The organism is Pseudomonas sp. NPDC098747, assembly GCF_044760045.1.
Classification (GTDB): Bacteria; Pseudomonadota; Gammaproteobacteria; order Pseudomonadales; family Pseudomonadaceae; genus Aquipseudomonas.
In genome coordinates, this window is sequence record NZ_JBIWAL010000021.1 from 21519 (window position 1) to 46713 (window position 25195).

18 protein-coding genes are annotated in these 25195 nt (G+C 59.5%); 8 read left to right on the plus strand and 10 right to left on the minus strand.

Going from position 1 to position 25195, the window contains the following annotated elements:
• Positions 1 to 249: 249 nt before the first annotated feature.
• Positions 250 to 1179, minus strand: a complete 930-nt coding sequence (locus ACIQVE_RS14975) for an AraC family transcriptional regulator N-terminal domain-containing protein (RefSeq protein WP_402809554.1) — start codon at positions 1177 to 1179, stop codon at positions 250 to 252.
• 337 nt (positions 1180 to 1516) lie between these two features.
• Here ACIQVE_RS14975 and ACIQVE_RS14980 point away from each other — a divergent pair, with 337 nt between their 5' ends.
• Complete coding sequence (locus ACIQVE_RS14980) at positions 1517 to 1870, plus strand: putative quinol monooxygenase (RefSeq protein ID WP_402809557.1); 354 nt, start codon at positions 1517 to 1519, stop codon at positions 1868 to 1870.
• 43 nt (positions 1871 to 1913) lie between these two features.
• Positions 1914 to 2156, plus strand: a complete 243-nt coding sequence (locus tag ACIQVE_RS14985) for a hypothetical protein (protein ID WP_402809558.1) — start codon at positions 1914 to 1916, stop codon at positions 2154 to 2156.
• A 4-nt stretch (positions 2157 to 2160) separates the two neighbouring features.
• On the opposite strand, the gene ACIQVE_RS14990 is transcribed toward ACIQVE_RS14985, so the two are convergent.
• The 7 genes from ACIQVE_RS14990 to ACIQVE_RS15020 form a co-directional block, all read right to left on the minus strand.
• The gene (locus ACIQVE_RS14990; RefSeq protein WP_402809559.1) at positions 2161 to 2790 is read right to left on the minus strand and encodes a flavin reductase family protein; all 630 of its coding nucleotides are present in this window, start codon (positions 2788 to 2790) and stop codon (positions 2161 to 2163) included.
• A gap of 275 nt (positions 2791 to 3065) precedes the next feature.
• Entirely contained in the window at positions 3066 to 3437 is a 372-nt protein-coding gene (locus ACIQVE_RS14995; protein ID WP_402809562.1) for a heme utilization protein, read from the minus strand.
• Positions 3438 to 3865: 428 nt separating this feature from the next.
• A complete protein-coding gene (locus ACIQVE_RS15000; RefSeq protein WP_150601687.1) occupies positions 3866 to 5185 on the minus strand; it encodes an MFS transporter in 1320 nt (439 codons plus the stop codon).
• Positions 5186 to 5565: 380 nt separating this feature from the next.
• A complete protein-coding gene (locus ACIQVE_RS15005) occupies positions 5566 to 6894 on the minus strand; it encodes a sigma-54-dependent transcriptional regulator (protein ID WP_402809564.1) in 1329 nt (442 codons plus the stop codon).
• Positions 6894 to 8654 carry an ATP-binding protein gene (locus ACIQVE_RS15010; protein WP_402809565.1) on the minus strand — a complete coding sequence of 587 codons (1761 nt, stop codon included), beginning with the start codon at positions 8652 to 8654 and terminating at the stop codon, positions 6894 to 6896. The genes ACIQVE_RS15005 and ACIQVE_RS15010 overlap by 1 nt, the downstream gene beginning before the upstream one ends.
• A gap of 128 nt (positions 8655 to 8782) precedes the next feature.
• Positions 8783 to 13258 carry a SpvB/TcaC N-terminal domain-containing protein gene (locus tag ACIQVE_RS15015; protein ID WP_402809567.1) on the minus strand — a complete coding sequence of 1492 codons (4476 nt, stop codon included), beginning with the start codon at positions 13256 to 13258 and terminating at the stop codon, positions 8783 to 8785.
• Between the two features lie 202 nt (positions 13259 to 13460).
• Positions 13461 to 14984 carry a fumarate hydratase gene (locus ACIQVE_RS15020; RefSeq protein ID WP_402809571.1) on the minus strand — a complete coding sequence of 508 codons (1524 nt, stop codon included), beginning with the start codon at positions 14982 to 14984 and terminating at the stop codon, positions 13461 to 13463.
• 403 nt (positions 14985 to 15387) lie between these two features.
• Here ACIQVE_RS15020 and ACIQVE_RS15025 point away from each other — a divergent pair, with 403 nt between their 5' ends.
• From ACIQVE_RS15025 to ACIQVE_RS15035, 3 genes are all read left to right on the plus strand, one after another.
• On the plus strand, positions 15388 to 16494 hold the full coding sequence (locus ACIQVE_RS15025) for a diguanylate cyclase domain-containing protein (protein WP_402809573.1): 1107 nt from the start codon (positions 15388 to 15390) through the stop codon (positions 16492 to 16494).
• On the plus strand, positions 16487 to 17422 hold the full coding sequence (locus tag ACIQVE_RS15030) for an iron-sulfur-binding ferredoxin reductase (RefSeq protein WP_402809576.1): 936 nt from the start codon (positions 16487 to 16489) through the stop codon (positions 17420 to 17422). The genes ACIQVE_RS15025 and ACIQVE_RS15030 overlap by 8 nt, the downstream gene beginning before the upstream one ends.
• Positions 17423 to 17599: 177 nt before the next feature.
• Complete coding sequence (locus ACIQVE_RS15035) at positions 17600 to 18349, plus strand: enoyl-CoA hydratase-related protein (RefSeq protein WP_402809579.1); 750 nt, start codon at positions 17600 to 17602, stop codon at positions 18347 to 18349.
• Between the two features lie 113 nt (positions 18350 to 18462).
• On the opposite strand, the gene pyk is transcribed toward ACIQVE_RS15035, so the two are convergent.
• On the minus strand, positions 18463 to 19914 hold the full coding sequence (pyk, locus tag ACIQVE_RS15040; RefSeq protein WP_402809581.1) for a pyruvate kinase: 1452 nt from the start codon (positions 19912 to 19914) through the stop codon (positions 18463 to 18465).
• 172 nt (positions 19915 to 20086) lie between these two features.
• Here pyk and ACIQVE_RS15045 point away from each other — a divergent pair, with 172 nt between their 5' ends.
• Both ACIQVE_RS15045 and ACIQVE_RS15050 read left to right on the plus strand, forming a co-directional pair.
• Positions 20087 to 20473, plus strand: a complete 387-nt coding sequence (locus tag ACIQVE_RS15045; protein ID WP_042560673.1) for a tol-pal system YbgF family protein — start codon at positions 20087 to 20089, stop codon at positions 20471 to 20473.
• A gap of 240 nt (positions 20474 to 20713) precedes the next feature.
• Positions 20714 to 21073, plus strand: coding sequence for a PilZ domain-containing protein (locus ACIQVE_RS15050; RefSeq protein WP_402809584.1), 360 nt, complete (start codon positions 20714 to 20716; stop codon positions 21071 to 21073).
• 146 nt (positions 21074 to 21219) lie between these two features.
• On the opposite strand, the gene ACIQVE_RS15055 is transcribed toward ACIQVE_RS15050, so the two are convergent.
• Positions 21220 to 21594, minus strand: coding sequence for a DUF6124 family protein (locus tag ACIQVE_RS15055; protein ID WP_402809587.1), 375 nt, complete (start codon positions 21592 to 21594; stop codon positions 21220 to 21222).
• A 480-nt stretch (positions 21595 to 22074) separates the two neighbouring features.
• Here ACIQVE_RS15055 and ACIQVE_RS15060 point away from each other — a divergent pair, with 480 nt between their 5' ends.
• Entirely contained in the window at positions 22075 to 25194 is a 3120-nt protein-coding gene (locus ACIQVE_RS15060; RefSeq protein WP_402809590.1) for a hypothetical protein, read from the plus strand.
• The last annotated feature ends 1 nt before the right edge of the window (position 25195 follow it).

A 25195-nucleotide genomic window follows, 5' to 3' on the forward strand; every position in this document is an offset into this window, starting at 1 on the left:
GGCCTGGCTCCAAATCAGCCCTCACCCCAGCCCTCTCCCGGAGGGAGAGGGAGCCGACCGTGGTGTCTGGCGTGATCCATCGACCTGAAAGACCGAGTCGATTATGGATTCGGTAAAGCACTTTCAGGTCGGTGTACTTCTGGATTTGTGGATTCAGTAAAGCAATTTCAGGTCGGCGTAGTTCCCAAATACCCCCCAATCAGTCCCCTCTCCCTCCGGGAGAGGGCTAGGGTGAGGGGCTTCTAACGGTCACACCGAAAGTCGCAACCGCGCCAGATCTCTTAACGGTGGCGCGCCAAACAATCGGCTGTACTCACGGCTGAATTGCGACGGGCTTTCATACCCCACCCGATACCCCGCTGCCGAAGCTTCCAGCCCTTCGGCCAACATCAAGCGCCGCGCCTCTTGCAACCGCAACTGCTTCTGATATTGCAGCGGACTCATCGCCGTCATCGCCTTGAAACGGTGATGCAGGGTCGAGACGCTGAGGTTCACTTCTTTGGCCAGATCATCAATGCGCAGCGGCTGCTCGAAGTTGCCGTTGAGCCATTTGATCGCCTGGCTGATGCGATGGCTCTGGCTGTTGGCAATCGCGATTTCATACAAGCGATGACCCTGCGGGCTGCGCAACAGACGATAGAGAATCTCGCGGCGAATCAACGGCGCGAGCATGGCGATGTCTTTCGGTGCATCAAGCAAACGCGCCAGACGCAGCACCGCGTCGAGCATCGCGCTGTCGATTTTTTCGACATACAAACCGCGCCCGGTCGGCCGGGTCGGCACAGCCATGGGGCCGGCGTCGGCGATCAGTGCGGTGATTTCTGCCGGGTCGATATCCAGGCGCACGGCGAGGATCGGTTCCTGCGGAGAGACGTTAACCACACGCCCACTCAATGGCATCGAAACCGAGACCACCAGGTAATTCAACGGATCGTAATTGAAGAACTCATCGGCCAGCCGCACCTCTTTACGACCTTGCGCCATGATGCACAGCGCCGGTTGCGCGAGCACCGGGGCAAAGTCGTGGGATTTGGTGTGTCGCGACATGAACAGTGAACCGACGGCGGTCTGATAGCTGCCATCGTCGGTGGTGTTGCGGCGGATGATCGCCGCCAGTTCCGCGCGCTGCTTTTCCATGTCGGCGGTGGGTTCGGCTTGAAAACGATCGAATGACGTCATGCACGGCATCCTCGGCAAGGGGAGGTGGAATGGAGCAGAGCATATGTTTGTGCAAGCGCCAGCGGTAGACACATCCTGCGCAATGCTTGCCTGATTCTGCACGGGGTTAATGGCTTGCCCCGCCATAGCAGGACGCCTACCGGTAAACTTGCTTGATACGGTTGTGACAGCCATGTGACGGCGTTTTACAGATTGTTACAGGTGCTCAATACAGTCTCGCAGGATTGTGCAACGCGACGGCAGGAATCGACTAACGGCGTCTCGCGCCCGGCGCTTAACCTTGGATCCTGTCGCAGCCTCCCCCCGGCTGCCACGCGACTCCCTGGGAGGGTTGAACATGTCTAAGCAGATTCCCGTCAGTCATATGGCCTTCGTACGAGCGCGTGCCGGGCGCTCGGCAGAACTCGGTGTACGCCTGAGTGCGTTGATCGATCCTTCTCGTGCCGCCCCCGGTTGCCTGAGCTTTGCCTTGCAGCATTCGCAGTGTGATCCCGAATTGTGGCTGGTCTGCGGTTTCTGGAGCAATCAGCAGATGATGACCGCGTACTTCAACAGCCCGGCGATGGAAATCTTCGCCGAGCTGGTGCAGGAACTGGTGGTCAACAGTCTGGATTTCCACACCTTCAAGGATGTCTCGGCGGCACAGGCGCTCGGCCAGTGTTCGGCACCGGTACACAAACTCGTCGGTTGAGGGTTTAATGTCCGGCTTAATTGACTGAGCCAGGACTTGCGACATGGCACGTAAAGAGTTCGAACACTTCGAAGCAGTATCCGCAGTCGTACCCGTCGAGCTGGGTGGCAACAAGGGCTATTACGCGGCAATCGCGGTCAAGGCCCTGGTCGATGGCGGTGCGCCACGCTTTCACAAACTGCTGGATGATCAGGTATTCCCCGGCGCCATCGCTGCCGATGAGGCCGCCATCAATGAGCTGGACCGCCTCAAGGGCGTCACTGAAGACGCCGACTTGATCTGGTGAGGAGCTACTTCGCCGCGCCCGGACGCCACATCTTGAACAGGGCTTCAGGCCCCAACTGGAAATAATCCGCCGGCCCGCCGCCGCGCAGAATCGGTTCTGCCGCGGCGGTATCGTAGATCCCGTCTTTCAACAGCCACTTGGCGATATGCACGGCGACCACTTCGCCGAGGATCAGCCAGCTCGGCACTGTCTCGCCATCAGCGCGCTGCAACTGAATGATCTGCGTGACCTTGCATTCGAAGGACACCGGGCTTTCGGCGACGCGTGGCACTGAAATCACTTTCGACGCTACTGTCGTCAGGCCTGCCAACTCAAACTCGTTGACCTGTGGCGCGACCATCGCGCAGCTCTGATTCATCTGCTCGGCCAACGGGCGAGTGGCGAGGTTCCAGACGAATTCGCCGGTCTGCTCGATGTTGTTGAGGCTGTCTTTGCGCCCGACGCTGGAAAATCCAATGATCGGCGGAATGTAGTTGAACGCGTTGAAGAAACTGTACGGCGCCAGGTTCAACTGGCCGTTGGCATCCTGCGAGGAAATCCAGCCGATAGGGCGCGGGCCGACAATGGCGTTGAAGGGATCGTGCGGCAGACCGTGGCCGTTGGCGGGTTCGTAGAAGTGGATGTCATCGGGCATGGCGTGTGTTCCTGAGGCTGCGTTTCGAATGCAGCCATAGTGCAAGGCTGCACCGCGTATTTCCAGTCAGCCACAGATATTCCATTCAATGAAAAACCTGTGGGAGCTGGCTTGCCAGCGATGGCATTTTCTCATGCGGGCGTTAATGTCGACTGACAATCCGCCATCGCTGGCAAGCCAGCTCCCACAGGTTCTCCAGTGGATTTCGGAAAATTGTCATCCCCCAGAAATGACTAAGCCCGGCCGAGGCCGGGCTGTGCGCTTTACAGCAGCGCTTAACTGATGGAAGCGGATTGAGTGCGGTCGTAACCGTCGGCAGCAACAGTGGCGGAACCGGTGCGGTCATAGCCATCAGCGGCGACGGTGGCGGAACCGGTGCGGTCGTAGCCATCAGCGGCGACGGTGGCGGAACCAGTGCGGTCATAGCCATCAGCGGCGACGGTGGCGGAACCAGTGCGGTCATAGCCATCAGCGGCGACGGTGGCGGAACCGGTGCGGTCATAGCCATCAGCGGCGACGGTGGCGGAACCGGTGCGGTCGTAGCCATCAGCGGCAACGGCTGAGCCAGTGCGATCAAAACCGTCGGCAGCAAAGGTGTTGGCGGCCAGTACAGACAGGGTCAGTGCGAGGATCAGTTTGGTTTTCATGTTCGTTACTCCAGATTCGTTGGCGGGTGTGTCTTGCATGGGTTTCATGCTACGCCAACTAAATTGATTAAAAAGCGCAAAATAATGCTAAAAACCATCGATTAACTAGATGTTAAGGGCGGCGCATTTAATGACTTCCATCATCGGGAGCGAACGTCGCGCAGGTAATCGATCAGGTGGACAGAGGATGAGAGCGCAGCATTAACCAGTGATTAATCGCTGTTTTGGCGGGGTGAGAAATTTTTCATGCAGGAGCAGCAAAATGCTGCCGAGTTGATTTGATACCGAGTCGCCCCAATCGCTGGCAAGCCAGCTCCCACAGGGTTTGCGTCGTACACAAAATTCGTGAGCGACGCTGTCATTGTGGGAGCTGGCTTGCCAGCGATGAGGCCCTCACAGCCACCGTTGCAGTGGCTGTGAATACCCGATCAGTCAGTCACGATTCGCGAATGCTTCTGGGTGTCTTTCATGGTGATGTACACCAGCAACGACACCGCGATGCACGCGGTTACGTACCAGTAGTAACCGGTTTCCATGCCGATGCTCTTGAACCACAGCGCGATGTATTCGGCGGTGCCGCCGAAGATCGACACGGTCAGTGCATACGGCAGGCCGACGCCCAGGGCGCGGATTTCAGTCGGGAACAGTTCGGCTTTTACCACCGCGTTGATCGAGGTGTAACCGCTGACGATGATCAGCGCCGCCATGATCAGGAAGAACGCACCCCACCAGCTCTGGATGGTGTGCAGGGTCATCAGGATCGGCACGGTGAAAATCGTGCCCAGTACACCGAAGGCGATCAGGATCGGACGACGACCGATTTTGTCCGACAGGCCACCGATGATCGGTTGCAGGCACATGAACAGGAACAGGGTGGCGGCAGAAATGGTGGTCGAGTCGGAGATGCTCATGCCGACGGTGTTCACCAGGTATTTCTGCATGTAGGTGGTGTAGGTGTAGAAGGCGAGCGTACCGCCCATGGTCAGGCCGACCACGGTTGCCAGTTCTTTAGGGTGACGCATCAAGGTGCGCATAGCGCTTTCCTTGGACTTCTCTTTCTTGGTGAACGACTCGGTTTCTTCCATGCCGCGACGCAGGTACAGCGCAACCACTGCGCACAGCGCGCCGATGGCGAACGGAATACGCCAGCCCCACGCGTACAACTGCTCGGTGGTGAGTGTCTGTTGCAGCACGATCAACACGCCTAGCGCGATGAGCTGGCCGGAAATCAACGTTACGTACTGGAAGCTGGAGAAGAAGCCGCGACGTTCTTTGGTCGCCATTTCCGACAGGTACGTAGCGGAGGTGCCGTACTCGCCACCGACCGACAGGCCTTGCAGCAGACGGGCGAAGATCAGCAGGATCGGTGCGCCGATGCCGATGGTTGCGTAGTTGGGGCTCAACGCGATGATCAGCGAGCCGAAGCACATCAGATACACCGAGGCCATCAACGCTTTCTTGCGTCCGACTTTGTCAGCGTACAGACCCATCAGCCAGCCACCAATCGGGCGCATCAGGAAGCCCACGGCGAAGATCGCAGCGGTGTTCATCAATTGTGCGGTGGAGGAACCAGCAGGGAAAAAGCTCTTGGCGAAGTACAGCGAGAAGGCGGCATAGACGTACCAGTCGTACCACTCGACCATGTTGCCAACGGAACCGCTGAAGATCGATTTGATCCGGCTCGCGGTGGTTCTTTCTTTGGCCGGCGCGGCAGCCGACCCAAGTGGCAGGGCGTTGGAGTTATCCATTGAAGGATCCTTCATTTAATTGTTTTTGTGGAGCGCGTTAAAACGCAGCCTGCTGGGGCTGTAGCAGGAGCTGTGCCAACGGGGAGAGGGGCGGTTTAGAGGGATTGGCGGGATTGGTTGAGCGGATTGTTGCTTATGTTGTGAAGCGCTTGAGCGGATTTCCGCTTATGGCGGTGAAGATCAGAAGCCCCTCACCCTAACCCTCTCCCGGAGGGAGAGGGGACTGATCGGGTTGAATAATCGAGGTCCGTCGACCTGAAAAATCGAAGTGAACTCAGGTTTGAAAAGCTTGAAGATTGGCTCCCTTTCCCCCTCTCCCATTGGGAGAGGGCTGGGGTGAGGGGCTGGTTTTCAGCCACACCGAAAATCCTAAGCCGCATTCACTCCAGCAAAAACATCTCCCGACTCAACCCATGCCGCTGCATTTTTTCATTGAACGTACGCCGCGGCAGTTGCAGCTCTTCAAGCACTGCTTTCACATCGCCCTTGTGCCGCGTCAGTGCCGCGCGCAAGCACTGCGCTTCGAAAGCTTCCTGTTGCGCCGCCAGCGACTGCCCCGGATCAATCCCCGGTGTCGGTTCATCCAGGCCCAGCACCTGCCGTTCGGCGACGTTGGCCAGTTCGCGCACATTGCCCGGCCAGTCATGGCACAGCAGATGACTCAACTGTGCACCCGTCAACGGTGGGAAGCTACGGCCCAATCGCTGCGCCGCACTCTGGGCGAACGATTCGAACAACAGCGGAATGTCTTCGCGGCGATCACGCAGTGGCGGTAAGCGCAGCTCGGCGACGTTCAGGCGATACGCGAGGTCTTCGCGAAAGCGCCCGGCACGCGCCTCGTCGAGCAAGTCCGGTTTGGTCGCCGCGACAATCCGCAAGTCCACCTGAATGCTCTGGTTCGACCCCAGGCGCTCAAGCTTCTGCTCTTGCAATACCCGCAGCAATTTCACTTGCTGGGCCAGCGGCATGCTTTCGATTTCATCGAGAAACAGCGTGCCGCCATCGGCGTATTCCAGCTTGCCGATACGCTTGCCGGAGGCGCCGGTAAACGCGCCGCTCTCATGGCCGAACAGTTCGGCTTCGAACAACTGTTCAGGGATCGCCGCGCAGTTGAGCGCCACGAACGGTTTGTGCGCACGGGGGCCGAAGTCATGCAGGCAACGCGCAACCAGTTCCTTGCCGCTACCGGTTTCGCCACGGATCAACACATTGACCGGCAGCGCGGCCAGATCCAGCACTTGCCGGCGCAAAGTCTGCAAACCACGGGATACGCCGAGCAGCGTCGAGTCGAGTTTGGCGCGATTGTCGGCCTGCTCGTGCAGGGCACGGTTTTCCAGGACCAGTCGGCGCTTTTCCAGGGCCCGGCGCAGGCTGCCGAGCAGGGTTTCCGGGCTGAAGGGTTTTTCCAGAAAGTCGTACGCGCCGTCGCGCATCGCTTCGACCGCCATCGGCACATCGCCGTGACCGGTGAGCAGAATCACCGGCAGATCGGCATCGCGGCGCTGCACCTCGGCCAGCAGTTCCAGGCCACTGAGACCGGGCATGCGCACGTCGCTGAGGATCACCCCGGGAAAGTGCGCGGGCAGGGCGGCAAGGCATTCTTCGGCACGGCTGAACAGCTGCACCTCGAATCCCGACAGGCTCAGCCATTGCTCGACGGCACTGCGAATGCTGCTTTCGTCATCGACGACCATCACCGAGTTGAGCATCAGATGTGTGCCTCCAGATCAATCGGCAAAGTCAGGGTGAACGCGGCACCGCTGTCGCCATTCTCGACGCTCAGACGACCGCCGGATTCATGCACGATGGCAAAGGATACTGCCAGCCCAAGGCCGAGGCCGTCACCCACCGGTTTAGTGGTGAAGAACGGGTCGAACACCTGGCCCAGATGTTCTTCGGCAATGCCGCCGCCATTATCGATGACGCTCAGGCACCACAATTGCTCGTCAGTTTGCAGACGGATTTCCAGGCGCTTGCACGGTTTGCCCTGCATTGCATCAAGGGCGTTGCGCAGCAGGTTGATCAGCACTTGTTCCAGCCGAATGGCGTCACCGCGCACCCATGCCGGGCGGGTCAGGTGCAGCACCAGGCTGACCTGTTCGTCACGCAGTCGCGCGTCGAGCAATTGCAGGGACTGATCAACCACCGTCGCCAGATCCAGACGCTCACGCAAACCGCCAGGGCTCTTGCGCGCGAAGGTTTTCAGGTGGCCGGTGAGGGCCGCCATGCGTGTGAGCATGTCGTCCACCGGTTTCAGTGCCTTGTAGGCGTCATCGACGCGGCCATGGTCGAGCAGCAGGCGCAAAGTCGCCAGTTGCATGCGCTGAGCGGTCAGCGGTTGGTTGATTTCATGGGCCAGGGCGGCGGACATCTGACCGAGGGCGGCGAGTTTTGCTGACTGCACCAAGCCTTCTTGCGCGGTGCGCAGTTCGCGGGTGCGTTCTTCGACCAGTTGCTCGAGTTCTTCGCGATTGCGTTGACGGACCTTCGACAGACGCCAGCGCTGATTGAGGAACAACAACAGGAACACTAGCGCCAGCCATACGCCCGCGGCAGCGAGGCCGGCGTTGCGCAAGTCTTCGAAGGCCACTCGCGGGGTTCGCAACAGGTGCAGAGTCCAGCCTTCGGTGGTCAGTGGCAGCGACTCCCACAGATAATCCGCCGTACCTTGCGGGCCTTCGACGCGGCGCAGATCGCTGTTGTCATCGAAGCGGCGCAGCGACAGATGAGTCAGTGGTGTCAGCGACTGTTTGTCGTACTGACGCGTCGTTTTGATTTCGGCCAGATCGCCGGCATTCAACGGGCGCAACGAGCGATATCGCCAGCCGGGCTGGTTGGCGATAAAGATGATTCCGCGTGCATCGCTGACCAGCAAGGTGTCGCTGCCCTGGCTCCACTCGCGTTCCAGTTCGGGGAATTCCAGTTTGACCACCATCGCCCCAAGAAACTGATCGTCGTCGCCCAACACCGCACTGGAGAGGAAATAACCGGGAATCCCGCTGGTCACGCCCACCGCATAAAAACGCCCGGTGCCTTGGGTGCGGGTCTGGCTGAAGTACGGCCTGAAGCCGTAGTTGTGGCCGACGTAGCTGCTTGCCAGGCGCCAGTTGCTCGCGGCTACGGCGAGGCCGGTGTGATCGAGCAGTTCAAGGGTCGAGGACTGCGCTGCGCCGTTGATCTTTTCCAGTTTCAGATTCAGCGCCGCTTGCTCTTCGGCATCGACGGAACCTGCCAGTGCCGAACGCAATTGCGGGTCCAGCGCCAGCACGGCCGGGAGGGCGCGGTAGCGGTCGATCAGGGTGTGCAGCGAATTGGCATAGAGCGCCAATTGCTGGTTGGCGCGGGCCGCGTCTTCTTCCAGCGCCTGACGTTCGGCGTGGCGGATGGCAAGCGTTGCGGCAACCGCCGCACCGGCGATGATCAGCAGGGTATACAACGACAGACGCAGGGTACGGGAAGTCGGCAGCATGCGGGGGCGAGCAAGGTAGGAAGTGGGGCGGGCACCATAGCATGGTGCCCGCCGCAAGAAACAAGAACGCTGAAACTTCCGGGGCCCTCAGTCTTGAACTGGCGTGCGCCAATGCACACTGGCGCTCATCAGCGTAAAGGCCGTTTAGCTGGTGCGGATTCAGCGGTGTCATTGAAGTCTAGGCTGATGTGGTGCCAGGGATAGTAAGCCTCGCACGAGAAGTCGCCTTTGGCATTGACCAGTTTGATCGGACGTCCCCGCGCGTCGTAGCTCAACTCTTCGCGATAGCCAAGTTCTCGCACCGATTGATCGTTGACGTAAACGTGGGTATCGGCAAAGAACGGTCGGTACTGGCGAACCGGTAGTCCTTTGTTGTTGTATTCGACCCGCTCGCTGATGCGCCAGCGCGGGTTGGCGTAAACCTCGACATACTTGCCATCCTCAACGACGAGCTCGCCATTCACCACCTTGTACGCCATCCCCGGGTCAACCAGTTGCTGAGTTTGCAGCGCCCGGCCGAAACCGTCGACGCAGGCCTTGGTGATCTGGATCTGCGCTTTTAACTCGTCGTCGGGGTAGCGGTCGGCGCTGAACACGACACTGTGCACGGGCTCGCGGTGAACGTTGGCGACGGCTGCGCGCAACGCCTGTTCTGCAAGGGTCAGAGTGGTGAGCCGTGCCAGTCGGCGACGGACGCTGGCACGAATGTGGCCGCTGGGCAGCAGATAACCGTTGGCGATCCATTCAGAGCGGGAGCGGTTGCCCGGCGCAATCAGCCCCATCCAACTGAACAAGTCTTTGCGCAGAGTGCTGGCGGCTTCTTGTATCGCCGCTTCAGGATCTTCGATGGCCGGACCCGGGCGATGATCTTCGGGGCGCCGGTATTCGCTCAATGGCGAAAAACCCACCGCCAAGCCGTTTTCAGTGCCGTGGAAACTGGTCGCCAGCGGTTGGCCGGATGGCTCGTAAATCGCTTCTTGGATATTGTCGTTGGCATCGATGATGCTCAGTGGTTGCAGGGCGTGATAGTCGTAGACGACCTGAGTGGTGCAGCCATCCGGCAGCTCGACGCGGGTGACTGCCAGTCGATAATCATCATATAAAGCGTGGGTCACGCCATGGCTGGGCGTTTCGTTGTATTCGCGGACTTGGTAAAAATCGTTGAGGTCGGCGTAACCGGCGTAGCCGAACGACGACGACCACAGGTTCTCTTCTGCATCGACCGGCGGTGTTGGCTCAAACAGCAGCGGCATAGCTGTGTAACCGATCTTTCTCAACTCGTCACGGATGTTGAAGGGCGGCGGCAGCACGTCGTAAGCGTCCAGCGCGGTCTTGTCCAGTTGCGCGAGTTCATGCGGCCCCGCCAGAGCTTCGAAACTGGCTTCACCGTCCGCCAGCGGCGTTCCGTCGGCCGTCACGTAGCGTTGCACTGATTGCGTCGCCAGTACGCGTTGAGCCAGCCAGTGCGCGGAATCCTGATGCGTTGTCAGCGCGTCGAATGACACCTGACCTGGATCAAGGCCGCTCGGCAGCGTGCCTTTGGGCAATACCAGCGCGTTGCCGCGTTGCTGATACGCCAAGCCCAGACGCCAGCGCTGCGGATCGTCATCCAGATTGATGAAAGCGGCGCGGCTTTCGCTGATGTAAAAAGACTGCTGCGCCTCGTCGTGAGCGTCGCGCCACCACTGCTGCTCATCAGGATCGGTAAACGGCGGCGTGTCCTTGTCGGTACGCCTGCGTGCGTAGCTCACCGTCAGCGCGTGGGTTGGCAGACCGTAGGCGTTCCAGCGCAGACCGAGTTCGTGACGGATCAAGGGGTCGTCGATGATACGGTCGTATTGGTAGCTGATGGTTTCCAGAGCGAGCGGTAGCAGCACAGCTGCCGCGTATTGTCCTTGGGGCCGAACTTCACGCACCAGATACCGCCGCTCTTCGACCGCGTAGGGCAGGGCGTCGACGTCCGCAACGGCGTAGGTTTCGATGCGGGTGACTGAACCGACCAGTGCGCGGGCAATTTGGTACTCGCTTTCACTGTCATGCGGGCTGATCGGCTCATCCCATTCGTCGGCGGTGTGATAGCGGCTGAACAGCGTGTTGCCCAGCGCTACCGCTTCGCCATCCTGACTGAAATAATCGTCGCGCGAGCGATTCATCTGCCTAGTGAGAAAATAGCTGAGCGTGCACACCGGTTCGCTGAACCCGACGTCGTCGTCACCGCTTGCGCTTTCGCTGTCGGTTTGCCGCAACTGGCCGTAGCCGCAGAACTCACGCGCCTTGCCGTCGTAAACGCCCTCGCGCCAGAAAAACTCCTGCGTCAGGCAATTGCTGGTGATCTCATCCAGTTGCTGCTGCTTTTTGACCACGGTAACCGGGAACGGCAAGTGCGAAACCGGTTGGCGTTCAAGAGCAATCAATCGCTGCTTCTCGTCCAGCCACTCCTGCGCCGAACTGCGATAAACCACGCTGGCACTGCACCCCATATTGTTGTTGCTGGCCGTCAGAAGATAAGGCTTGGCCGTAACGAAATCGTAGCGCCAGTGCTGCGGTTTGATATGCGTTACGGTAAGGATGAGGCTGGCGCAACCCAGGCCTTGCAGGTCGGCGAAGCTCACTTGGCTTAAACGGTCGTAACGTACGCCTTCGGGCCACGGGACGCTGATGGGTGTTTGTTCCAGGCCGTTGCCGCCACGGTTCAGATAGATCTCGAATCTATCGGACTTCAGATAGATCAGCGCCAGTGCGCCGGAGCCGTCGAGGTCGGCGAGACGCACCTGCGACGAATCGAATTGCTCGTAGGTGAAGGGCAGGTCGCTGATTTTTTGGCCTTTGCCAAAACGGCCGTGACCGAGGTTGGGCCAGCAGCGGATTTCGTCGTGTCGAATGCGGCACAGTTCGGGCATGTCGCTGCCCAACAGATTGCCCAGCAGCACCAGTTCAGTAGGGGTGTTGCTGAATAAGGGCAAGCGATCATTGGCCGGCCCGTGCAGCACCTCTTCGGCCGGGGCGAAACCCTGTTCGCGGCGATTGGCGTACAACCGAACCGAGTTCGGGCCGATCATGGCAATCGAACTCAGACCATCACCGCTGAGGTCGCCCAACGTGGACAGCGTGTGGAAGAACTCCAGCGGGAAGGCATTGAAGGGGATAAAGTCGGCGAACTCACGTGCGGCATTCAACGTGCGGAAACCAATGTTGCCGGGCTGGGCAGTGATCCAGTCGAGGCGTCCATCACCGGTCAGGTCAGTGAGCAGTTGCTCCACCGCGCGGTTGCGATTGGCGACTGGAATCTTGTCCAGCGCTGTCCACGGGGCATAGCCGATTTCGTCGCCTCCCGCCTCTGCGCGCAGCGGTTCGCGGTAGTACCAGCTCTGATCATAGCGGCAGAGAAAACCTGGCACGCCTTCCCCGTAAAGGTCGACGCACTGGTAGAAACCGCCGTCGTCAATCCCCGGCAGGTGGTCCGCCTCAAGCAGGCGCGTGGGGATTTTATTGATCTCGAATGATGAATAGTCGAACTCCACCGGCGGGGAGTTTTCCACCATGCCACTGGCATCGAAGCCTTGATAGTGCGCGGCGCTGATCTGGCTGAAGGACCAACCCGGCGTGGCATCGCTGTGTTCCAGCAACAGGCGTCGCGTCAGCACCGGTTTATCCACCAGGCTGGACGGGAAGTGATGAAACATCAACATTTGCCGACAGAGCCGGCGAGTACCGACTTCAAAACCCTGGCCGTAGGTCGAGAAGGGGTCGACACGCACGGGCCAGGGCTGCAGCGTTTTACCGTCATACGCCGGGACCTGGGTCAGCGAGGTGGTGCGTTCGCCGTAGTCGAACAGCACCTGGAAATGCCAATCCAGTTCCGCCAGGTTTTCCACCGTCCAGGCGTACAGGTCTTTGCTCGCCATGAAATTGCCATAGCACACCCGCTCCAGATAGCGCTGGGCGCGGTAGTCGTTGATCGGATCGGGATGCTGATCATCGGCTTTGTAAATGAAACCGATGTGTTCGCCGTGCGTGTTCATGCTTTCGCAGAGCAGCCAGGCGCTAACGCGTAGCGGGTCATCCGGATCGGCTCGGCGAGATGCCGCCGTTTTGCCGTAGACGTGCAGCGAGCCGTCGGCGCCATGCACCAGCCAGAAGGGTGGTTGGTTGCTCGTTGGCTGCCAGAGCTCTCGCAGAGCAAAGTCGCTTTCAACCCTTGGCCAGAAACGCACCACGTTGTGTAGACCGATGGTGACGCCGTCATAAGTGGACTCAGGGCGCGACTTGATGCGGCCGTCCGCCTCAAGCTCGGGCATCCACTCCTCGCCGTCGGTCCCGACGATTTCGTCATGATCGGTGTAACGCGGCACACCTTGGTTAGTGCGCCGGCTAATCTGACTCAGGCCCAGGCTCCAGCCCAACCCGAACGGCCCGTTACCGGCCTGGCTGCTGTAAGTGAGAGACAGTTGAGGGTCCCAGCCACGCCCGGCTGAAAGCGGGATAGGCAGCACGAACGATGCGGCGCCGGTCGGGCCGACGCTGCCCCAACTCTTGCCGATGGTGGCGATGGTCGAGCTTTTGGCGATGGACGGAGTAACGATGCTCAGTTCTTGGTCGGCCATGATTGCGTCCGGTGCAGTTGTGGGGGCGTAGGTGACTCGACGCTACCAACAATTGCATGGGGCGTAACCTGTCAGATCTGACAGGTGCACAAGAACGATTTGTATGTATTGCGGCGTTTTTTATCACCAAATAAAACGACGGATACAAAAAAGGCTGGCACGTCGTATGACGGGCCAGCCTTTATTCATAGCGGCGAAGTGCTTACTGCACTTCTACTGCCAGGCTCTCGCTGATCTTCTTTTGCCAGATCGCAGGACCGGTGATGTGTACCGACTCACCTTTGCTGTCCACCGCAACGGTGACCGGCATGTCCTTGACCTCGAACTCGTAGATCGCTTCCATGCCCAGCTCGGCGAAGGCCAGCACTTTGGACTTCTTGATCGCCTGGGCGACCAGGTAAGCGGCGCCGCCGACAGCCATCAGGTACACGGCTTTGTTGTCCTTGATCGCTTCGATCGCGGTCGGGCCGCGCTCGGACTTGCCGATCATGCCCAACAGGCCGGTCTGCTCAAGGATCTGCCGGGTGAACTTGTCCATCCGCGTTGCGGTGGTCGGGCCCGCCGGGCCAACCACTTCGTCACCGACCGGATCAACCGGGCCGACGTAGTAGATGAAACGACCTTTCAGGTCTACCGGCAGGGTTTCACCCTTGTTGAGCATCTCGACCATGCGCTTGTGCGCAGCATCGCGACCGGTGAGCATCTTGCCGTTGAGCAGGACGGTTTCGCCCGGCTTCCAGCTCTGCACGTCTTCCGGGGTCAGGGTGTCGAGGTTGACGCGGCGAGCCGACGGGCCGGCTTCCCAGACGATTTGCGGGTAGGCGTCCAACGGTGGCGCTTCCAGCGAGGCCGGGCCGGAACCGTCGAGCACGAAGTGTGCGTGACGGGTGGCGGCGCAGTTCGGGATCATGCACACCGGCAGCGAGGCGGCGTGAGTCGGGTAATCCATGATCTTCACGTCGAGCACGGTGGTCAGACCACCGAGACCCTGTGCGCCGATGCCCAACTGGTTGACCTTCTCGAACAGCTCCAGACGCATTTCTTCGATGCGGCTGGACGGGCCACGCTTGATCAGCTCGTGAATGTCGATGGACTCCATCAACACTTCCTTGGCCATTACAGCGGCTTTCTCGGCGGTGCCGCCGATGCCGATGCCGAGCATGCCCGGTGGGCACCAACCGGCGCCCATGGTCGGAACGGTCTTCAGTACCCAGTCAACGATCGAGTCGGACGGGTTGAGCATGGCCATTTTCGACTTGTTCTCGGAACCGCCGCCCTTGGCCGCCACGTCCACTTCCACGGTGTTGCCCGGGACGATGGAGTAGTGAATAACGGCAGGGGTGTTGTCCTTGGTGTTTCTACGAGCGCCCGCCGGGTCGGCGAGGATCGAGGCACGCAGGACGTTTTCCGGCAGGTTGTATGCCTGGCGCACGCCTTGGTTGATCATGTCGTCCAGGCTCATGGTGGCGCCATCCCAGCGCACGTCCATGCCCACGCGCACAAACACGGTGACGATGCCGGTGTCCTGGCAGATCGGGCGATGGCCGGTGGCGCACATGCGCGAGTTGATCAGGATTTGTGCCATCGAGTCACGGGCCGCTGGCGATTCTTCGCGCAGGTAGGCTTCGTGCATCGCCTGGATGAAATCCACCGGGTGGTAATAGGAAATGAACTGCAGGGCGTCGGCAACGCTCTGAATCAGGTCGTCTTGCTTGATCACGGTCATGAGTCGCGCTCCTCTATAAGACGGGAACATTCAATAAGGTGCCTGCGGCTTGGGTGCTTCGGTCGCTCGCAGACACCTTTCAAGGCACGCCGGGGTAGCTGGCGCGACGCTAAAAAGGCGCGGCAGTATACCGCGCCTCGGTGGGGCATACACGCGCCGGTAGTCATTCCTTGGTCGCATGGGTGGGTTGATCGCGATTGTATTGGCAGCTTGAAATCCTTTCCCCCTCACCCCAACCTTCTCACCCAAGGGGGCGAGGGTGAGGGGCTTTTCAGGCCACACTTTTGACGTCAAATTTCGAGCCCCAAAATCGGTGGTCATTTATCGACTACGCCACTAAAGTGGCAGCCGGTCTGTAGAGTAGGACACTCGGTCAGCCTCCTATCGCACGGTGAGTCAACGATTGACCCATAACGCCATTCAACGTCTTTTGCTTAAACGCTTTGCCCTCGCTGCAGCCACCTATGGATTGGCTTTGCTGCTGCTGTGGCTGGCGTTTTTTACCGGGCATTACGACGAATCCTTGAGCACAGTAACCATCGGCAGCGGGCTGGTGGTGATCAGTCAGGCCATTCTGTTCGGTCTGTTCTGGTCGGGCCGCAACCAGCGTTTTGACGATCCAAGCCTGACAGAAACGCAAGTGTTACTCGGGCTTGGCTGGCAAACCTGGCTGATCGCTCATCTGGACGAAGCGCGCGGCGCCTTTCTGGTGTTCTACGTGCTGATCCTGCTGTTTGGCCTGTTTCATCTGAGCCGGCGAGCGTTCATCCGCTGTGCGTTGTTGGTGTTCTTCAGCTTCTGCGCAATCACCCTGTGGGACGCATACCACTTCCGCTTGCCGGAGCCGGCGCTCGCGGCGTTGCAGGTGTGCGTTCTGGCGATGGTGCTGGCGTGGCTGGTGCTTTACGCGCGCTTTGTTCAGGTGTCGCGCCAACGCATGCGCCAGCGCCGGTTTGCCTTGCAGGCGCATCAGGACACCCTGCGCGGGATGATGCGTCAGCTTGAAGACCTCGTTGCCACCGACGAACTGACCGGCCTGTTCAACCGTCGGCACTTCCTGCGCCTGGCCACGCGTGAGCTGAACGCGATGGACAGTGACGCAGTGCACGGTCTGGCGCTGATCGACCTCGACCATTTCAAACGCATCAATGACCTCTATGGCCACGCCGCTGGCGATCAGGTATTGCAAGCGTTCGCCGGTGTCGCCCAGGCGTGTCTGCGCGACGGCGATGTACTGGCGCGCTATGGTGGCGAGGAATTTGTCGTGCTGCTGCCCGACTGCGATGCCGAGCGCCTGACCGCCTGCTGCGAACGTCTGCGCATTGCCTTCACCGATGTCGAACTGGTCGGCCTGAACGTGCGTAATCTCAGTCTGTCGGCCGGCATGACGCTGCTGGCCTTGGGCGATGACCTCGATGACGCCCTGCAACGTGCCGATCAGGCGCTTTATCGGGCCAAGCGTGACGGGCGCAATCGTTGTGCGGCCGCGTGGGAGAACGTCGATGCCTGAGCTTCGTGTCGGTGAACGGCAGTGGTCGGTAGCGGCGGGCAGCAACCTGCTCGATGCCCTCAACCAGAACGGTGTGGCCGTGCCCTACAGTTGTCGCGCCGGCAGTTGCCATGCGTGCCTGGTGCAGTGCGTGCAAGGCTTGCCCGCCGACAATCGCCCGGATGCCCTGAGCGCCGAGCAGCGTCAGCAGGGTTGGCGTCTGGCGTGCCAGTGTCAGGTGATCGAAGATTTACAGGTGCACACCTTCGACCCGCTCGAGGACGGTCGCCCGGCCATTGTCGAGGCACTGGACTGGCTCAGCGACAGCGTCATGCGTTTGCGCCTGAGCGTGCAACGGCCGCTGCGTTACAGCGCCGGGCAGCATCTGGTGCTGTGGATCAATCACATCGCGCGGCCTTATTCGCTGGCCAGCCTGCCGGAGGAAGACCGTTTTCTGGAGTTTCACCTCGATTGTCGTCAGCCCGGCGAATTCTGCGACGCGGCGCGACGTCTGCAAATCGGCGACCCGATCCGCCTCGGCGAATTGCGCGGCGGTGCGTTGCACTACGACCCCGACTGGCACACCCGGCCGTTGTGGCTGTTAGCGGCGGGCACGGGGCTCGGCCCGTTGTTTGGTGTGTTGCGCGAAGCCTTGCGCCAGGATCACCAGGGCGCCATCCGCGTCATTCACCTGGCCCATGACGCGAGCGAGCACTATCTGGCCAAACCCCTTGTCGCACTGGCTGCACAGCGTGAAAACCTCACGGTCGACCTGTGGACAGCGGCCGAGTCAGCCGCCGCTTTGGCGCAACTGCGCCTTGTTTCCCGGCAAACCCTGGCCTTAGTCTGCGGCTCAGCGACCAGCGTCGACGCCTTTGCCCGGCGCCTGTACCTGGCCGGACTGCCGCGCAATCAACTGCTGGCTGATGTGTTTCTCAGCCGCGGTTGAGCGCTGAATTTTCATCAGGGCGAGGCGTTTTTTGTGGCGAGGGGATTTATCCCCGTTTGAGTACGCAGCGCTCACCGCTTTTTGGGGCCGCTGCGCAGCCCAACGGGGCGGTGCGACGTTTCGCTAAATCCCCTCGCCACAGTTAACTTCCTCAACCCAGCCAAGTTGAGACCCACCATGACCGACGCCATCCTGCTGGAACGTGAACGCGGTCTACTGACCCTGCGCCTGAACCGCCCCGACAAGAAAAACGCCCTGACTCGAGCGATGTACAGCCGGCTCGCCGACGCATTGAAGCAAGCCGACAGCGACCCCGAAATCAACGCTGTGCTGATCACCGGCAGCGCCGAGTGCTTCACGGCCGGCAACGACATCGCCGACTTCATCCAACAGCCGCCCAGCGATCTGGACAGCCCTGTATTTCACTTTATGCTCAACCTGCTCGAATGCCGCAAACCGGTGATCGCTGCCGTGGCGGGGGCTGCGGTGGGGATTGGCACGACGCTGTTGCTGCATTGCGATCTGGTTTACGTCAGCCGCGATGCGCGACTGCGCATGCCGTTCGTGAATCTGGGGTTGTGCCCAGAGTTCGGCTCCAGCCTGATTCTGCCGCGTATGCTGGGGCACGCCAAAGCGTCTGAACTGCTGTTGCTCGGCGAAGGTTTCAGTGGTGAACAAGCGGCGCAGTGGGGCATTGCCACAGAGGCACTGGGCAGCGGCGAGGCAGCACTGGCCAGGGCGCGGGAGATGGCTTTGCGTTTCGATGAACTCCCGTCGCAAGCCGTGCGCATCAGCAAGCAATTGATGAAAGCGCCGGACCGCGAGTTGATCCGCAAAGTGATCAAGGAAGAGGGCGCCTTGTTCACCCAACGCCTGCGTTCGCCGGAAGCCTTGGCGGCATTGACCGGGTTTATCAAACGACATTAAAAAATCGCATTCCCAATGTAGGAGCTGCCGCAGGCTGCGATCTTTTGATCTTCAAAATGCAAAAAGCCCCGCCATTCACATGGCAGGGCTTTTGTTGTTCAGCAGCCGAGCACTCAGACCTGCGGGTCGCCCACGTGCAGGATCTTCATGCCGTTGGTGCCGCCGGTGGTGTGGTAGCTGTCGCCCTTGGTCAGAATGACCCAGTCGCCTTTCTCCACAACGCCGCGCTTGACCAACTCGTCGATCGCCTTCTGGCTCACTTCGTGCGGCGGCAGCGATGCCGGGTCGAACGGCACGGTGTACACGCCACGGAACATGGCCGCGCGGGCCTGAGTTTCGCGGTGCGGGGAGAACGCGTAGATCGGCACCGAAGAACGGATGCGCGACATGATCAACGGCGTGTAGCCACTTTCGGTCAGCGCGATGATCGCTTTGACGCCCGGGAAGTGGTTGGCGGTGTACATGGCCGCCAGCGCGATGCTCTGGTCGCAGCTTTCGAACACTTTGCCGATGCGGTGGCTGGAGGTCTTGCCGGTCGGGTGCTTTTCAGCGCCGACGCAGATGCGCGCCATCGCTTGCACAGCTTCCAGCGGATACAGACCGGCAGCGGATTCGGCGGAGAGCATCACGGCGTCGGTGTAGTCGAGCACGGCGTTGGCCACGTCGGACACTTCGGCACGAGTCGGCATCGGGTTCTGGATCATCGACTCCATCATCTGGGTCGCAACGATCACAGCCTTGTTGTGGCGGCGTGCGTGCAGAATGATTTTCTTCTGAATGCCCACCAGTTCGGCGTCGCCGATTTCCACACCCAGGTCACCACGGGCAACCATTACCGCGTCGGACGCCTGGATCAGACCGTCGAGGGTTTCGTCGTCGGCCACGGCTTCGGCGCGCTCGATCTTCGCCACCAGCCAGGCAGTGCCGCCGGCCTCGTCGCGCAGTTGACGGGCGTAGTTCATGTCGGCAGCGTCACGCGGGAAGGACACCGCAAGGTAGTCGACTTCCATTTCAGCGGCGAGCTTGATGTCGGCCTTGTCTTTTTCAGTCAGGGCCGGTGCGGTCAGGCCGCCACCGCGACGGTTGATGCCTTTGTGATCGGACAGCGGACCGCCGATGGTCACGGTGCAATGCAGCTCGGTGGCGGTGGCGGTATCAACGCGCATTACCACACGGCCGTCGTCGAGCAGCAGCTCGTCGCCCACGCCGCAGTCCTTGACCAGATCCGGGTAGTCGATGCCGACCACTTGCTGGTTGCCTTCGGTCAACGGATGGCTGGTGGAGAAGGTGAACTGATCACCAATCTTCAGCTCGATCTTCTTGTTGGCGAATTTGGCGATACGGATTTTCGGGCCTTGCAGGTCACCTAGCAGGGCGACGAAGCGGCCATGCTTGGCAGCAATTTCACGCACCAGCTTCGCGCGAGCCTTGTGCTCGTCAGGGGTGCCGTGGGAGAAGTTCAGACGGGCAACGTCCAGGCCAGCCAGGATCAGCTGTTCGAGAACTTCCGGCGAGTTACTGGCCGGGCCAAGGGTAGCGACGATTTTGGTACGACGGACGGACATGCAAAGACTCCTGAGTTCAAGCGCAGGCAGAGGCTACTATGCTCTTGGGGTGTAGTCATTGTTCGTTTGCACTACTTATCGTTTTCTTTATTGAACCCGGTAACTTTGGGACAAACGCACCTGAAGATTTCCGACGATGGGTCGATACAGAGCTCAAGACAGGAGAACCCCCATGCGATTGTTGCCCATTGCCGCCCTTGCCCTCAGCGTCCTCGCCGTGACGGGCTGCACCCGTTGGTCGATGAACCATCATTTGAACAACGCCTACAGCGCCTATGATCGTGGCAATTGCGAGCAGGTGATGCTTGAGCTGTCCAAGGTCGAACGCGCCAGCCGCGCCCGCCCGTACGTGTGGCCGGAAGTGTCGATGATGCGCGGCCAGTGCCTGGAACGACAAAAGATGTTTGTCGACGCCGCGCAGACCTATCAGTTCATCATCGCCTCGTACCCCAACAGCGAATATGCCTATCGCGCCCGCGCGCGTCTGGAAACCCTGCAGAGTCTGGGCCATTACCCGACGCGTAGTGCGGCGGCCGTGGTGCGTCCAACCCGTTTCTGATGGCAGTTGTCATACAAAATCTGGCCGGTTGTACAGCCTGAGCTATAGTCGAATGATCCGGGTTTAGAGGCGAGTCTCTAATCCGGGGCAACACCTGCGACTGGTCAGTTGTAAGGTGGCGGCGATGTAGCGACCGTTACACCGGAAGCGGGGAGAGCGTGCCTGTGTCGTATCTGTCGTACAGCGCGTTCCGAAGCACAAGTGCGGCTCTGTGATGGAGCCTTGCATGGCGTACTGCGCATGTTTACCGACCGCCGGATCGAACGGCATCAGCTGCCGTATTTCCTCAGAGTGTTCAACAGCATCACCGATAAGCCCCTCGGCTTTCTCGGCAATGTGTCCGCAGACGGGCTGATGTTGATCAGCCAATTGCCGATGATGATCGGCGCGGATTTCAATCTGCGCCTGAAAATCCCCGGCGACGATGGTTGCCATCAGGTGATCGACCTCACCGCCTGTTGCTTGTGGTGCCACGAAGACGCGACGCCGCTGCACTACGACGCCGGCTTCAGCCTGCAACGACCGCCGCCGGAATACGGGCAATTGGTCGAGGCGCTGCGCCAGTACTTCAGCTTTCAGCCGTTGCCGGCATCTGCCTGATTTCAGCGGCGCCTTCATTATTGCTATCGCTGGCAAGCCAGCTCCCACAGGTTTTGTAGCGCTCACGAAAGCCGCATACGCCGCACAACCATGTGGGAGCGGGCTTGCCCGCGATAGCGCCGGGACAGACAACCGGGTTCTAAATGTCAGGAAACGGATATCGCCCGCTCGTTAACCAGCGCCTTCTCCGCCAGCAACAAACCCATCTCGCTCAACTGATAAATCGCCATCGCCAGATGCCGCGGTTTGTCTTCGAGGCTGTCTGCCAGATCCAGCAACAGAATGTTCACCGACGAAAACGTTTCGTACGTCTGAATGGCCACGGCTTCGGGATTGAGGTCGGGGGCGATCATGAACATCTGCATGCCGCGATCCACGGAATTGCGCGAGGGCGGCGCTGCGGGTTTGAGGTAATGGTCGAGGGCTTTTTCGGCGGCTTCGTGGAGTTTTTTTGAATCGGCTGATTCGTAGGGGGAAACCGAGTCGCCGGTTTCGGGGGGATTTGGGGTGTCTTTGATCATGATCATTTCTCCAAGGTAGGCCGCCACCATTTCGCGACTAAACGAATGGGGTGGCGGCTGAACGCAGGTTAGTCGACCGGTGGAGAAATGAATCCCGGCGCGCCCGGAGGCGCCCTGCGAACAGCCACCATCGAGTGCGGGGATAGGGAGTACCCGACTTGATGACGCTTCTACGCATCATTTCAACCACCGGGCGACTAAACCCGACCACTGATTGGCAGCGGCACGGATCAAGTTACGGGGCATCAGCAAAGCGCACAAGCCGGCGGATTCTGAAGGATGTGTAGGCAAAGGCGCAAGGCAGCGTAGCCGCGTATTGGTAGCTGAAGGACGCTGCCGGGTTGTGTTGTGGGAATAGTTACCGTTGGTCGGGACTGTCAGAACTGTCAGGTGTGGTTGCGCTTGCTGTCGGCATTTAATGGCGTTTCTAGCTATTGCACTTGTTGCTTTGGCTTATGCGCTGGATTGACGGAGACAATCATGGATACCAATGATCATTCGGGAAAAAACCCACTCAACGCATCCAGCGATGAAACGAACTCCCCCGAATCATTTAAACAGGCTGCTGAAGAAATCAGTCGCAAATCCCAACCTCGATTATTGTTGGATGAGCATCCTTGGGTAGTTCCGGCGAAAGGCAGCACCATTCCACGGACAAGAGGCATCCAACTCAATAGTGGATTTATATTTGCACCCCATCAAGCCGCTGAGTTGCATTTCTATAATAAGGATGGAGTGGTTTATCAAGTAAAGAAATTTCCAACCAGCGGCGATGGGATCGTCTGGAATACTGATTTCGAATTGGCGAAAGGGCTTGGGTATATTCACTTCAGAACAGTATTTGCAAACTATTGGTCGGGCTGGAAAAGCTCGGGAGAATTTTATGCCGAAAATCCCATACCGGCGCCATTCGTCCGCTTTAGCCCCAACTTTCTCGATTCACCGATTGTTATATCAGGCACGGGTATTGCCGGAGCTCATGTGGTTGTGTTGAACGACAGGGGGGAGAGGATAGCGGACGGATATGTGCAATCTAATAGAACTTGGACAGTCGAGAGTCTCGTTCCATCTACATTGAACGCCTTGACCTTTCAAGCGTATCAAATATCGGAAGGTGTAATGTCGGGACTAACCGAATTTGTAACCACCTATCGTGCCAAAATCACGTCACCTGTGAACAGCCTGCTGCTGCTGGTCAAAGACATTAGCTTCATCGGAACTGCCGCCCCCGATACACAAATAAAAGTAGTCAGTGATAATAACCATTATGACGTTTGGAGCAGTCTGGTTACCGTTCCCCTGACAGAAGTCTGGCAAATGCCGATGACCAAAGTTCCTCCCAGTGGGCCTGCGGCGGTCAAGGCGCAAATCAAATATGGGACGTTGCCTCATTTTTACTCATCTGTCGTCAACTTCAATATCTTGGGAGCCCCTCGCATCACGGCGCCCGCTCAGTCTTCAATTCAGGACCGAACCTTTACCCTCACAGGTGAAAACGGGCTCAGCGGTTTTAACAGTATGGTCAAGGTATTTCTTGACTCGGAAAGGGTCGGAAGTGGAACAGTGGGAGAGGCAGGCATTTGGGACGCGGTGGTCACACTCAAGCCAGGCAATCATTCATTAGCGGTTGAGCAAATTGCCTCGGGCAAGCAAACCGAACGCGGTGCGCCGCGCGCCTTCAGAATCCGCCCAGCCAAAATTGGCGATGTCAAAGTCGACATAATCGACAAATCGATAACCTTCTCTGGCATCGGCTACCCCGGTGCAACGGTCGTTATCACCGTCCCCGGTTGGTCGGTCACACTGCCACAGCCGGTTGTTGCAGAGGGGGGCGAATGGGAGATCAAGGCGATAGGCGCGCCCCTCGGCAGGCCACTAGCAAGCATCGTGCTAAAGGTTCCCGACAATGCCAACGGCTGGATCGAGTCGTTGCCATACACCTTCGAAATCAACAATTCACTGCCTGACGTGTATGCCGTGAGTTCCACCGATGATTATCAGCCCACCTTCAGCGGTAAGGGTTTCAGCGGTGCCACGGTGAGGCTTTACAACCCTGACGGCAGCAGTCAGGTAGCCCCCGAGGTGGTGGTGCGAGGTGGGGAATGGCTGAGCAAAGCGAGTCAACAATGGGGGCCGACGATCAATCGGGAGGTTCATGTAAAGCAGTTTCTGGATGAGCATCAGTCGCCCAACTGGGTTCAGCACCCCGTCATCATCCCACCACTGGCCCCTACTATCGACGAGCCGGTCGATGAAGGCCTGTCACCGACCTTTCGCGGCACCTGCTGGTCGGGTGCCGTCGTGGAAGTCAGCTTCAGCGACGACTCCACTACCTACCAGGCGATCGTGATCGCAGACACCTGGAGCTACCGCCGTCCCACCGATTTTGTGCCCGATACTCCCCACGCGATCACCGTCACGCAAACCGTGGCCACCCTGACTTCGCCATCCGAGACGAAGTCCTTTACGGTTTTGAGACCGATGATCAAACCGGTCATCACCCTCCCGAGCAATGGCAGTAACGTGGGCCATGAAGTTACGGTCGAGGGCACAGGCGGTATGAAAGGGGCCAGGATGCAGGTGCGTGATGTGGTGTACGACAAGGATTTGTCCGAACCCCAATTGCTGAATACGGATGGGGATTGGGAGATACCCCTCAAAGGCCTGAACATCAGAACCTACGGCATCATTGCTCGCCAGACTGATAAAAACCGCGTCTCCAGCAGCGACCGTCACAACTTCAACGTGGTGGTCTTGCCACCGCAAATCACTCAGCCGACAGCGGGCGGAAAACTGCCCCGAACCGGGACGCTTAAAGGGCTTGGCAGGCCCGGAGGGCGGGTCGAGGTCTGGATGGTGGGCGCCGCCGAGCCTTGGCTCAAGGACATTGTCGTGAGAGCGGATGGCGAGTGGGAGCGCGAGGTGCCGTTGCCGGTGGGAGCCTTAAACATTAAGGCTCGGCAGATTTTTGAAGAGAACGGCAAACCGCACCAGTCCGAATTCACGGACGCTGTGCAATACAGCGTTGTCCCGGCGGCGCCTTTTGTCGAGACGCCGGTTGAAAACCAACTTATCGGACAGCGGGTGGTGGTGTCCGGATTCGGCGTGCCGGGCGACACCGTTACGGTGAAACTCGGCGCCTTACACGCCAGCGCTGCAGTCATGGCGGACCGCACCTGGTCGGTCAAGCTTGTGCTCGCTGAAACCGGCGCAATGCACTGCCTGGAAGTGACGGCGGCGCTGGATGAATTCGAATCTGAGGCCGCACAGCGTGCAGTGGTGTTGGGCACGTATCTTCCCTCCATCGATATCCCGGCGGCAGGGCGCAGCGTCAAAAATCCGGTGCTGTTCGCAGGGCAGGGGCGTGCGGGTGTCGGGCAGGTGGTGAGCTGGTATGACCCGGATAAGAAGTGGCTGGTGAATGTTCCTGTCACTGCCGATGGGTGGCAGGGCCCGGCCGCGCAGTTGTTACGCCAGGGTGGTCAATGGGCCAGGTTCGGCCAGACGCTGACTGGAGGCAGTGAGGGGACACATTCGGCTTGGATCGCCAGCGCGCGTTTTGAAGTGGAACCTGATACGCCACAAAAAACTGATCTTTAAA